The following is a 12,867-nucleotide window of genomic DNA, read 5'->3' on the forward strand; positions in this document are numbered from 1 at the left end:
ACAACAGTGCGTCGTTGTGTGTGGTGCATTATAGAGAAAAATCAAAACCGTGCAAGCACTTTTTGCAAAAAATTTTAAAAAATTTACCGCTTGTGGAAACTTTATGCGAAAAGTATGAATAACCATCCATTTTTGCCGTTTTTCTAGCGTTAAATCTCAATCACATTTAAGCTTTCAAAGCCCCACTGTTTTAAAATTTTCTTACGTTCGGCAAAATCATCGGTCAATTTTGTGCAGAATGCCTGATTTTTTACCTCCTGTTTGCCATTAAAATTAGATTTTTCGGCAATTAACGACTTCACTCGTTTCGCAATCGCCTCGCCCGAATCGACAAAAAACTTCACTTTCGGCAAAATCTGCTGCAATTCGGCTTTTAAAAAAGGAAAATGCGTACAGCCCAAAATCACCGTATCCAATTTTGAATGCACTTTCCACTCTTTCACGCAATCAGCCAGAGCATCTACATCTACTTTGCCATTCAATAATTTTTCTTCGGCAAGTTCCACAATTTTTGTTTGCCCAATCTTCTCTACCACACAATCCGAAGCATATTTCTGAATCAAATCCAACACATAAGGACGTTTGATCGTCCCCACCGTCGCCAATAGACCGATCGTTTTCGTCTCAGATATTTTCGCCGCAGGCTTTATCGCAGGCACAGTTCCCACAATTGGGAAAGTAAAATTTGCTCGCAAAGCAGGCAATACCACCGTGCTTGCGGTGTTACACGCTACCACCACCAAATCAAGCGGTTGTTTTTCTGCAATCTTTTGCACAATTTTGACCGCTTGTGTAATCAATTCCTGCTCCGATTTTTCCGAATAAGGGAATAACGCATTATCAAAGCAATATAAATAATGGGCATTCGGCAAGGCTTTTCGCACTTCATCATAAATCGTCAAACCACCAATGCCAGAATCATATAAGAGAATAGTCGGTTTCATATTTTTTACTCAATAAATTCCCGCAAATGCTACTCTCTTCTCCCTTTTCGTTCAAGAAAAACAAAACCCCAAACATTCGTCTGGGGTTTCATTTCTCTTATTGATTAAAGGATGTTTTGATATTTCTCTAACATCGCTTGTGGCCATACACTTGATTGCACTTCTCCGATATGTTGTTTATGAAGTAAGAACATTGCCAAGCGAGATTGACCAATACCACCACCGATGGTTAAAGGTAATTTACCTGCTAATAATTCTTTATGCCAATCCATCTCTAAACGATCTTGGTCTCCCGTAATTTCCACTTGTAAGCGTAACGCTTTTTCATCCACGCGAATACCCATTGAAGAAAGTTCAAAAGCTGTACCTAACTGATCGTTCCATACCAAAATATCGCCATTTAAACCTTTGTAGCCGTTTTCTGATTCTGTTGTCCAGTCATCGTAGTCTGGTGCACGACCATCGTGCGGTTTACCATCCGATAATTTACCACCAATACCAATCAAGAATACCGCACCATACTCTTTACAAATAGCATTTTCACGCTCTTTACCCGATAAATCTGGGTAACGTTTCACTAAATCTTCGCTGTGAATAAAAGTAATCTGTTTTGGTAAAATGGATGGAATATCAAAACGTGCTTCCACCGCTAATTCGGTTAAACGAATTGCCTTGTAAATCTCGTTTACCGTTTCTTTTAAGTAATCAAAGTTACGACGACCTGCTGGAATCACTTTCTCCCAGTCCCACTGATCCACATAAACTGAGTGAGTTGGATCAAGCGAGTCTTCATCTGGACGAAGCGCTTTCATATGCACAAACAAACCTTCGCCTTCTTGGAAACCAAAACGACCGAGCGTGTGGCGTTTCCATTTCGCTAATGAATGTACCACCTCAAACGTTGCACCTGGAATACATTTCACATTTACTTGCACCGCTTTTTCGATCCCTGATAAGTTGTCTTGCATTCCATTGCCTACTTGGCTCAAAATCGGGCCTTGTACCTCAATCACGCCTAATTTATCGATTAAATATTGTGTAAACGTGTTTTTTACAAAGCTAATTTCGTTTTGTTGCAAAATAAATGATTTTTTCATCTGTTTCCTACCTTTTTCTATAAAATTTTGATGTCGTTTAACGGAATGGCGTTCAATTTAAAGGAATTCTTAAAAAACTCAATCTTTTTTAGATAAAATTACAATAAATCAAAAATAAGATTAGATAGAATTTAATAATCTATGCTAAATTTTAAATATCATTTAACAAATTGTAAATTGTGAGGAAATTTTGACCGCTTTCAAACAACCCATCGACCAGCTCGATCAACAAATTTTACGTGCCTTAGTGAAAGATGCCAAAACGCCCTACACCGAAATCGCCAAGCAATCGGGCGTGAGCGCTGCAACTATCCACGTTCGCGTGGAAAAAATGCGACAATCGGGCGTGATCGAAGCGACACAACTCAAAATCAACGAACGCAAATTGGGCTACGACGTCTGCTGTTTTATCGGCATCATCCTCAAATCGGCAAAAGATTACGAAAAAGTGATCGCCAAACTCAACGACTTCCCCGAAGTGGTTGAAGCCTACTACACCACGGGCAATTACTCCATTTTCATCAAAGTAATGACCCACACCATCGAGGAGCTTCACCAAGTGCTTGCGGGTAAAATCCAAAGCATTGATGAGATTCAATCGACAGAAACACTTATCTCGATGCAGAATCCGATTTTACGAGGGATTGCACCGTAAAAATATAGTACAATTCATCCCATTTTAAAATACAAAGGAAGACCAAATGACCGCAATTCAACAACGTGCCGAACTTCAACGTCGTATTTGGCAAATTGCTAATGATGTTCGAGGCTCAGTCGATGGCTGGGATTTCAAACAATATGTGCTTGGCACACTTTTCTATCGTTTTATTAGTGAAAACTTTACCAATTATATTGAAGCGGATGATGAAAGCGTGAATTACGCTGAATTGCCTGATGAAATCATCACACCTGAAATTAAAATTGACGCCATAAAAACCAAAGGGTATTTTATTTATCCAAGTCAGCTATTCAAAAACGTAGTGGCGACTGCGAACACCAATCCAAACCTTAATACTGAACTTAAACAAATTTTTAGCGATATTGAAAACTCCGCTACTGGCTACCCTTCCGAACTAGACATCAAAGGCTTATTTGCTGATTTTGATACCACTAGCAATCGCTTGGGTAATACCGTTGCTGATAAAAACACCCGTCTAGCTGCGGTATTAAAAGGCGTTGCCGAGTTAGATTTTGGTAACTTTGAAGATAACCACATTGATTTATTCGGCGATGCTTACGAATTTTTAATTTCCAACTATGCTGCTAATGCGGGTAAATCAGGTGGCGAGTTCTTTACGCCACAATGCGTTTCCAAACTAATTGCTAGGCTGGCTTTATATGGACAAGACAAGGTCAATAAAATTTATGACCCAGCGGCAGGTTCGGGGTCTTTATTGTTACAAGCCAAAAAACAATTTGATGAACACATCATTGAAGAAGGATTCTTCGGGCAGGAAATTAATCACACCACTTATAACCTTGCCCGTATGAATATGTTTTTGCATAACATCAACTACGACAAGTTTGATATCGCCCTTGGCAACACCTTAATGAATCCGCAATTTGGTGACGATAAACCCTTCGATGCTATTGTTTCTAATCCACCTTACTCCGTGAAATGGATTGGCTCTGATGATCCAACACTGATTAACGATGAACGCTTCGCCCCTGCTGGCGTACTTGCACCAAAATCCAAAGCGGATTTTGCCTTTATTTTACACGCATTAAGCTATCTTTCAGGCAAAGGCCGCGCGGCGATTGTCTCCTTCCCCGGCATTTTTTATCGCGGCGGTGCGGAACAAAAAATTCGCCAATATTTGGTGGAAAACAATTTTGTGGAAACCGTGATTGCCCTTGCACCTAATCTATTTTACGGCACCAGTATTGCCGTGAATATTTTGGTGCTTTCCAAGCACAAACCCAATACCCAAACTCAATTTATCGATGCCAGCGGTTTATTTAAATCCGCCACTAATAACAATATTTTGGAAGAGGAACATATTGAGCAAATTCTCAAACTGTTTGCCGATAAAGAAGATGTGCCGCATTTGGCAAAATTAGTTCCCATTGAAGAAATCGCCAAAAATGAATACAACCTTGCAGTGAGTTCGTATGTGGAACAAAAAAACACTCGCGAAGTGATTAATATTGATGAACTCAATGCGGAAATTCGTAAAACTGTAGCCAATATCGACCGCTTGCGTGCCGAGATTGATAAGATTGTGGCGGAGATTGAGGGGTAAAACACCATGAAAAACAACCGCACTTTTTTAGAAAAATTATTGAATGGGGCTGAGGTTGAGTGGAAGAAACTTTGTGAAGTTTCAGAAATAGAAAAAGGAAAACAGCTTAATAAAGCACTTTTAACTGAAACGGGAGAATACCCCGTAATAAATGGAGGAATCAATCCTTCAGGTTATTGGCACGAATATAATAATGAGGCGAATACAATTGTAATTAGTCAAGGTGGTGCGAGTGCAGGTTATGTCAATTGGATGACAACACCATTTTTTGCTGGTGCGCATGCTTATGTAGTAAAAACTAATGAAACATTAGTTCAAAAACGTTATGCGTATCATTTTCTTAAAATGAATCAAGTTAAATTTATGCAAAATCAATATGGAGCTGGAATTCCTGCTTTAGCTAAATCAGATTTAGCAAATTTACTTATCCCCATCCCCCCACTCTCCGTCCAAACCGAAATCGTCCGAATTTTGGACGCATTGACAGCGCTTACCAGCGAGCTTACCAGCGAGCTTATACTACGCCAGAAGCAGTATGAATACTATCGAGAAAAATTATTATCTTTTGATAGTTTAGAACAATTAAATTCGGGGGGGGGGAAGAAGAAACTTATTGATGTGGCTAAAATCAAAAATGGAAAAGATTGGAAACATCTTGGGGAAGGTAATATTCCAATATATGGTTCAGGTGGGATTATGGGATATGTTGATACATATTCATACGATAAACCTACAGTATTAATTCCACGAAAAGGAACTATTACAAACATATTTTACCTTGAAGAACCATTTTGGAACGTTGATACGATTTACTATACAGAAATTGACACAACTCAAATTTTACCAAAATACTTTTATCATTTTATGAAAACGGTAGATTTAACAAAATTGGATACAGGCTCAGGCAGACCGAGCTTAACACAAGCTATTTTGAATGAAATTCCTATTTTTGTTCCATCAATCGAAGAACAACACCGCATCGTTTCAATCCTCGATAAATTTGAAGCTCTCACCAACTCCATTACTGAAGGTTTACCTTTATCGATTGAGCAAAGCCAAAAACGGTATGAATATTACAGAGAATTGTTATTGAATTTCCCAGGCAGAGAATAATATGACTAAAAGTTTAGACGAAATTGCAAAACAGTTAAGAGATTCTAATAAAAAGGTTAATCTAATTTACGCCTTTAATGGAAGTGGAAAAACCCGTTTATCAAAAGTCTTTAAGAATCTTATAGTACCTAAAGAAAATCATGGCAATGAAGAAGAGCTAACACGAAGAAAAGTACTTTATTTCAATGCATTTACCGAAGATTTATTCTATTGGGATAATGATCTACTTAATGACACCGAACCAAAATTAAAGATTCAACCAAATTCTTTTATTCGTTGGTTGATTAAAGATCAAGGGGATGAAGGCAAAGTGATTGGAAAATTTCATCATTATTGTGATGAGAAACTTATGCCTAAATTTGATATTGAAAATAATCAAATTACATTCAGTTTTGCACGTGGAGATGATACGCCTGAAGAAAATATAAAACTATCGAAGGGGGAAGAAAGCAATTTTATTTGGAGTATTTTTCATACATTAATTGAACAAGTTGTTGCAGAATTAAATATATCAGAGCCTAGTGAACGCACTACTAATGAATTTGATGAACTTAAATATATTTTTATTGATGACCCTGTAAGTTCATTAGATGAAAATCATCTTATTCAATTAGCTGTTGATTTAGCGGAATTAGTCAAAGATAGTCCCAATACTATAAAATTTATTATCACTACACACAACCCTTTATTCTATAACGTTTTATATAATGAGCTTGGGGCAAAAAGTGGTTATATTCTAAGAAAAGATGAAAATAAAAATGAAAACGAAAGATTTGATCTTGAGGAGAAACAAGGTGGTTCAAACAAAAGTTTCTCCTATCATCTTTTTCTACGAAATCTACTTGAAGAAGTTGAATCTAAAGATATTCAAAAATATCATTTCATGTTACTGAGAAATCTATATGAAAAAACTGCCAACTTTCTTGGTTATTCAGGATGGTCAAATCTATTACCCAATGATGATGCAAGACAAAGCTATTACACTCGTATAATCAATTTTACTAGTCACTCTACGTTATCAAATGAGATAATTGCTGAACCAACAGATGCCGAAAAGAAGATTGTTAAATATTTACTTGAACATCTAATTAATAATTACGGTTTCTATATAGAAGAAAATATTAAAGAGCCACAAATTGATAATACAACAAAGTAAAATTATGAACGATTTATCTACAACACCGATGACGGTAAATCTCACGTTGCTTTATTAGTTGTTGAAAATGAGGCTTGGCTAACCCAAAATCAGCTTGCGGAACTTTTTAACACCTCTATACCAAATATAACCACTCATATAAAAAATATATTAGAAGACAAGGAGTTAGATGAGTATTCAGTTATTAAGGATTACTTAATAACTGCCCAAGATGGTAAACAATATCAAGTAAAACATTAATAAAACGGTGGGCTAAAGCCACCCTACAAAAACTAAAAAAGTAAAAGAATTAAGGAACCACTCATGACCCTATACAAAACCATCGCTGAATCCAATAATTTTATCGTTTTAGATCAATATAATAAATTTGTGAAAGAGCCTAATGCTGGTTACCAAACGGAAGGCAGTCTTGAGCGTGAGTTTATTCGTGATTTACTGGCACAAGGCTATGAGTATTTACAAGAGCTTAATAATCACGATGAACTGATTAAAAACTTACGTGTTCAATTACAACGGTTGAATAATGTTGTTTTCTCCGATGCGGAATGGCATCGTTTTTTAGAGGAATATTTGGATAAATCGAGCGATAGTCTGATTGATAAAACCCGAAAAATTCACGATGATTATATTTATGATTTTGTGTTCGATAATGGACGCATTCAGAATATCTATTTGCTAGATAAGAAAAATCTTGCCAATAATTCTCTACAAGTCATCAATCAATTTGAGCAAACTGGCAGCTATGATAATCGTTATGATGTGACAATTTTGGTAAATGGTTTACCCCTTGTGCATATTGAACTGAAAAAACGTGGCGTGGCAATTCGTGAAGCCTTTAATCAAATTCATCGCTACAGCAAAGAAAGTTTCAATAAAGAAAATTCCCTCTTTAAATTCATTCAAATCTTTGTCATTTCCAACGGTACGGATACTCGCTATTTTGCCAATACCACCAAACGCGATAAGAATAGCTACGACTTCACAATGAATTGGGCAACCGCAAAAAATACTCTGATTAAAGATTTAAAGGATTTTACGGCGACATTCTTGCAAAAACATTCTCTGCTCAATGTGTTGGTAAATTACTGCGTGTTTGATGTATCCGATACCCTATTAATTATGCGTCCGTATCAAATTGCCGCAACAGAACGTATTTTGTGGAAAATCAAAAGTTCATATCACGCCAAAAATTGGAGCAATAAAGAAAGTGGTGGCTATATTTGGCATACCACAGGTTCAGGTAAAACGCTTACCAGTTTTAAAGCCTCTCGCCTTGCGACTGAACTTGATTTTATTGATAAAGTCTTTTTTGTGGTCGATCGTAAAGATTTAGACTACCAAACAATGAAAGAATATCAGCGTTTTTCGCCTGATAGCGTGAATGGTTCGGAAAGTACCGCAGGGCTGAAACGCAATATTGAAAAAGATGATAACAAAATTATCGTAACCACCATTCAAAAGTTGAATAATTTGATGAAATCGGAAGAGAATTTGCCGATTTATCAAAAACAAGTCGTATTTATTTTTGATGAAGCCCATCGCTCCCAATTTGGCGAAGCACAAAAAAATCTAAAACGTAAATTCAAAAAATTCTATCAATTTGGTTTTACTGGCACGCCAATTTTTCCTGAAAATGCCTTAGGTGCAGAAACGACAGCCAGCGTGTTCGGCACGGAATTGCATTCTTATGTGATTACCGATGCTATTCGTGATGACAAAGTACTGAAATTCAAGGTCGATTACAATGATGTCCGCCCACAATTTAAAGCCTTAGAAACAGAAAAAGATCCTGAAAAATTGACCGCACTTGAGCAGAAACAAGCCTTTTTACACCCTGAGCGTATTAAAGAAATCTCGCAATATTTGCTTAACAATTTTAAACAGAAAACCCACCGCTTGAACGCTACAGGTAAAGGCTTTAATGCAATGTTTGCGGTAAGCAGTGTGGAAGCGGCAAAACGTTATTACGAAACTTTACAAAATCTACAGACTGAACAAGAAAAACCGTTAAGAATTGCCACCATTTTCTCTTTTGCGGCAAATGAAGAACAAGATGCGATTGGCGATATTCCAGATGAGACCTTTGAACCCACCGCTCTAAACAGTACGGCAAAAGAATTTTTAACGAAAGCCATTGATGATTACAATCACTACTTTGGCACGAATTATGGCGTAGATAGTCAATCATTCCAAAATTACTATCGCGATCTTGCCAAACGTGTGAAAAATCAGGAAGTGGATTTACTGATTGTGGTCGGAATGTTCTTAACAGGCTTTGATGCCCCTACGTTGAATACGCTTTTCGTAGACAAAAACTTACGTTATCATGGATTAATGCAGGCTTTTTCTCGCACCAACCGCATTTATGACACCACTAAAACCTTTGGGAATATCGTTACTTTCCGAGATTTGGAACAAAATACCATTGATGCAATCACGCTATTTGGCGATAAAAATACAAAGAATGTCGTACTAGAGAAAAGCTACGACAGCTATTTTAACGGTGATGACAATCAACGTGGTTATTTGGAGGTTGTTCAAGAACTGCAAAATCGCTTTCCTAATCCAACAGAAATCGAAACAGAGCAAGATAAAAAAGAGTTTGTAAAATTATTTGGCGAATATTTACGTATTGAAAATATTTTGCAAAATTACGATGAATTTGCAGCATTGCAAGCCTTACAAACGGTCGATTTAAATGATCCGATTGCAATGGAGAAATTCAAGCAAGTACATTATGTGAATGATGAACAAATTGTAGAAATGCTGAAAGTACCCACTTTACCAGTAAGAGCGGAACAAGATTATCGTTCAACTTATAATGATATTCGCGATTGGCTACGCCAGCGAAAAGAAAGCAATGATAAAGACAATTCAACCATTAACTGGGATGATGTCGTATTTGAAGTGGATTTATTAAAATCTCAAGAAATCAATTTGGATTATATTCTTGCGTTAATTTTCGAACATCATAAGAAAAACCAAGACAAAGAGGTGTTAATTGATGAAATCCGCCGCACAGTTCGTTCAAGTTTGGGTAACCGTGCTAAAGAGAGCTTGATTGTCGATTTTATCAACCAAACAAATTTAGATGATATTCCCGATAAAGCAACTTTAATTGACTCATTCTTCCTATTTGCTCAAGCAGAACAGCAAAAAGAAGCAGAAACCTTAATTCAAGAAGAGAATTTGAATATCGATGCAGCAAAACGCTATATCAGCACTTCACTAAAACGCGAATATGCCAGTGAAAACGGCACGGCACTCAATGAAGTATTGCCAAAAATGAGTCCACTTAATCCGCAATATCTCACTAAAAAACAGACGATTTTCCAAAAAATTGCTGCATTTGTAGAGAAATTTAAAGGGGTTGGGGGAAAGATTTAGTAAGATAAAAATAAGAGGCTAATCGCCTCTTATTTTATTTCATCTCTCATTAAAACACCTCTAACACCAATCTCGTCAAGCCATTCGCCAACATCAATTCAATGTTTACTGCATTGATTTCATTGATGTTTTTTTCAGTCTCACACAAGATATCGTAACCTTTGAGAAGTTGTTGAGCGGAAAGGGAATCGCTGAATAGCCAGATGCCTTTGTCTAAATCGTGATTTACCCAACCTGTAGTCATGCCCATTTTGGCTTTGAGTGCATCGCTGAAAAAGCTTTGCAACCATTCTAGTGGCATCTGTACTTGCTCTTTTTCAAACTGGCTGAGTAGCAAAAATGGATCTCGGTTTTTGTAGAAACGCCAGAAGGTTTGCAAAAAGGTTTTGCGGGCAGATAAGCGGTCGTTTTCTAAGAAAGTTTTGCAAATTAACGGACGACCGTGGCATAAACGCAAGGCGGTTTCGATGTCAGTTTCGCTGAATTGCGGACAATGCATTTGCAACCATTGCAATGCGATAGGTGTTTCGGGAGCGTGCAATACCCACGTTTGGCAACGGCTTTGAATGGTTGCCATCATCGGAGCTTGCAAATCAGTTTCTAGCAAAAAATAAACGCCTTCGTGCGGTTCTTCTAAGGTTTTCAGCAACGCATTGCAACTCGCTTCGGTCAATCGTTCCGCTTGGCGAATATACACCACGATATTGCCTTCTTGTTGAGCGAAGCGTTGCAAAGTCGCCAATACATCACGCACCTGATCGACACCAATATCTCTATTTTCAATCGGTTCAAGCTGGTGAAAATCGGGGTGGTTGCCACTTTGTGCTAACAGGCAACTTTTGCATTGATGGCAAGGCTCATTGCCATTTTTATTCTGGCAAAGCAACCAATGGGCAAAATGGCGAATCAATACCTCACTGCCCAAACCAGCTTCGGTTTTGAACAATAAGGCGTGATGCCCTCGCCCTTGGCTAAAAGGCTGGGTGATGGACGAATAAATCACTTGTTGCCACGGGTAGAGTGGCTGAGGAGAAATCGCAGTCATTTTGCTTTTTTCACGAAATTTTCGACCGCTTGTTTGATGTCAGCAGTTACTTTTTCTAGCGGTTGCTCGGCATCAATAATCACCGCTTTGTCGTTATTTTGGGTGAGTTCCAAATAGCGTTGGTGCGTGCGATAGAAGAAATCTAAGCTCTGTTGTTCAATGCGATCCAACTCACCACGTCCACGCACACGCTCCAACCCAACCACAGGATCAATGTCCAAATAGATCGTTAAATCTGGCTCAAAATCGCCCAACACGGTACGTTTTAGGTTATCTAAAATCTTGCGTTCAATCTTTCGGCCCCCCCCCTGATAGGCTTGCGATGACATATCGTGACGATCGCCTAGCACCCATTTTCCTTCGGCAAGAGCAGGTTTAATCACATTTTCCACTAGCTGCACACGTGCCGCATAAAGCATCAATAATTCGGCTTTATCGGTAATCGGCTCTTCCAAATCGTGCTTAATTAAATAGCGTAATTTCTCCGCCAATGGTGTGCCACCTGGTTCGCGGGTTAATACCACATCTTTAATACCTAATTCTTCCAATTTTGCTAATACAGCTTGATGAGCAGTGGATTTTCCCGCTCCTTCTAAGCCTTCTAGCACGATAAATTTACCCCGTATCATTTCATCCTTCCCTATTTTTGTTCGGTTTGTTTACGCTCACGCTCAATTTTACGCCATTCTTTCACTGCTTGGTTATGTTCATTGAGTGAACGGCTAAATTTATGTCCGCCCGTACCATCGGCAACAAAGAAAAAGTAAGGCGTGCTGTCGGGCTGAGAAACCGCTTTTAATGCCGCTTCACTTGGCATTGCAATGGGTGTTGGCGGTAAACCATCGATAACGTAAGTGTTGTAAGGCGTCGCTTCCTGTAAGTCTTTTTTGTAGATTTTGCCATTATAACGCTCACTCAAGCCGTAAATCACGGTCGGGTCAGTTTCTAATTTCCAACCTTGTTTTAAACGGTTCACAAACACAGAGGCAACTTGCGGACGTTCATTTGCTACGCCCGTCTCTTTTTCCACAATGGAAGCCAAAATCAACATCTCATACGGGTTTGCAAGCGGTAGATTTTCCACCCTATTTTGCCAAGCATCATCTAATGCTTTTTGTTGCTTTTGATAAGCTCGCTTTAATAGTTCAAAATCAGTGGAATAAGGCACGTAGTTGTAGGTATCAGGTGAAATCCAACCTTCCAATTTTTCTGAAGAGAGCCCAAGCATTTTTGCAATTTCTGCTTCGCTTTTGCTCGTTAATGTTTGCTCCAAATAGCTCGCCTTTTCTAGCTGCTCGCGGAAGGTTTTGAACGTTTTTCCCTCAATAAACTTCACGTTGAGCTGCACTTCCTTACCTGAATTAAGATGTTTAAGTAAATCTTCAACGGTTTTTAAACCATTCAGCGAATATACTCCTGCTTTGAAGTGAGAAAGTTCAGGATGTAATCGAATTAAATAAGGTAACAGAGCTACATCAGCGTGTTCTACAATGCTTTGTTCTTCCAATTGCTTCGCCAATTTTTGACTGGAAGAGCCTTTTTCAACGATAAAAAATTGGTCGGAATGGATAGTTAAAGGATGTTGGATAAGATCGTTAATTTTTTTATAAGCGTAGCCTAAAATGCCAATAGCAACAACGGCTGAAATACCGAGAGAAATAAGTATTTTTTTTAACATAAATTATTGTCAAAAATCTAAATGTTCAACTGAAATTGTACTATAAGCAGAAAAAAGAAAAAATGAAATCTTAGCTTTTAATTTGTATTAAAATTAAATTAAGATTTTTTATAAAGTGGTGGGTCGTGAAGGATTCGAACCTTCGACCAACGGATTAAAAGTCCGCTGCTCTACCGACTGAGCTAACGACCCAAAAGGGAATGT

Annotated in this window: 10 protein-coding genes, 1 tRNA gene and 1 pseudogene; 6 read left to right on the plus strand and 6 right to left on the minus strand. The window is 38.0% G+C overall.

The features are described 5' to 3' along the window. Positions 1-149: 149 nt before the first annotated feature. Together murI and asnA are read right to left on the minus strand one after the other, a co-directional pair. Positions 150-944 carry a glutamate racemase gene (murI, locus tag KH943_RS05795; RefSeq protein ID WP_304108825.1) on the minus strand — a complete coding sequence of 265 codons (795 nt, stop codon included), beginning with the start codon at positions 942-944 and terminating at the stop codon, positions 150-152. 104 nt (positions 945-1,048) lie between these two features. After that, on the minus strand, positions 1,049-2,041 hold the full coding sequence (asnA, locus tag KH943_RS05800) for an aspartate--ammonia ligase (RefSeq protein ID WP_304108828.1): 993 nt from the start codon (positions 2,039-2,041) through the stop codon (positions 1,049-1,051). Positions 2,042-2,231: 190 nt separating this feature from the next. Between asnA and asnC the strand changes: the two genes are divergently transcribed. The 6 genes and pseudogenes from asnC to KH943_RS05830 all read left to right on the plus strand — a co-directional run bounded on the left by asnC (position 2,232) and on the right by KH943_RS05830 (position 9,940). Beyond that, the gene (gene asnC, locus KH943_RS05805; RefSeq protein ID WP_040218903.1) at positions 2,232-2,696 is read left to right on the plus strand and encodes a transcriptional regulator AsnC; all 465 of its coding nucleotides are present in this window, start codon (positions 2,232-2,234) and stop codon (positions 2,694-2,696) included. 46 nt (positions 2,697-2,742) lie between these two features. Further along, positions 2,743-4,284: a type I restriction-modification system subunit M gene (locus KH943_RS05810; protein ID WP_304108833.1), complete on the plus strand. Its 1,542-nt coding sequence runs from the start codon at positions 2,743-2,745 to the stop codon at positions 4,282-4,284. Between the two features lie 6 nt (positions 4,285-4,290). Next, on the plus strand, positions 4,291-5,397 hold the full coding sequence (locus KH943_RS05815) for a restriction endonuclease subunit S (RefSeq protein ID WP_304108836.1): 1,107 nt from the start codon (positions 4,291-4,293) through the stop codon (positions 5,395-5,397). Between the two features lies 1 nt (position 5,398). Beyond that, complete coding sequence (locus tag KH943_RS05820; RefSeq protein ID WP_118789255.1) at positions 5,399-6,553, plus strand: AAA family ATPase; 1,155 nt, start codon at positions 5,399-5,401, stop codon at positions 6,551-6,553. Positions 6,554-6,568: 15 nt separating this feature from the next. Further along, positions 6,569-6,790: pseudogene (locus KH943_RS05825) on the plus strand (hydroxyacid dehydrogenase); the annotation flags it as partial. 66 nt (positions 6,791-6,856) lie between these two features. Then, on the plus strand, positions 6,857-9,940 hold the full coding sequence (locus tag KH943_RS05830; RefSeq protein ID WP_304108841.1) for a type I restriction endonuclease subunit R: 3,084 nt from the start codon (positions 6,857-6,859) through the stop codon (positions 9,938-9,940). 49 nt (positions 9,941-9,989) lie between these two features. On the opposite strand, the gene KH943_RS05835 is transcribed toward KH943_RS05830, so the two are convergent. From KH943_RS05835 to KH943_RS05850, 4 genes are all read right to left on the minus strand, one after another. Beyond that, on the minus strand, positions 9,990-10,985 hold the full coding sequence (locus tag KH943_RS05835; RefSeq protein ID WP_304108844.1) for a DNA polymerase III subunit delta': 996 nt from the start codon (positions 10,983-10,985) through the stop codon (positions 9,990-9,992). Beyond that, complete coding sequence (gene tmk / locus KH943_RS05840) at positions 10,982-11,611, minus strand: dTMP kinase (RefSeq protein ID WP_304108850.1); 630 nt, start codon at positions 11,609-11,611, stop codon at positions 10,982-10,984. The genes KH943_RS05835 and tmk overlap by 4 nt, the downstream gene beginning before the upstream one ends. Positions 11,612-11,625: 14 nt before the next feature. Further along, on the minus strand, positions 11,626-12,663 hold the full coding sequence (gene mltG / locus KH943_RS05845) for an endolytic transglycosylase MltG (protein WP_304108847.1): 1,038 nt from the start codon (positions 12,661-12,663) through the stop codon (positions 11,626-11,628). A gap of 116 nt (positions 12,664-12,779) precedes the next feature. After that, a tRNA-Lys gene (locus tag KH943_RS05850) sits at positions 12,780-12,855 on the minus strand. Positions 12,856-12,867 lie beyond the last annotated feature (12 nt).

Origin of the sequence: Haemophilus parahaemolyticus, from assembly GCF_018373095.1 — a bacterium.
In the GTDB taxonomy this organism is placed as follows: domain Bacteria; phylum Pseudomonadota; class Gammaproteobacteria; order Enterobacterales; family Pasteurellaceae; genus Haemophilus_A; species Haemophilus_A parahaemolyticus_A.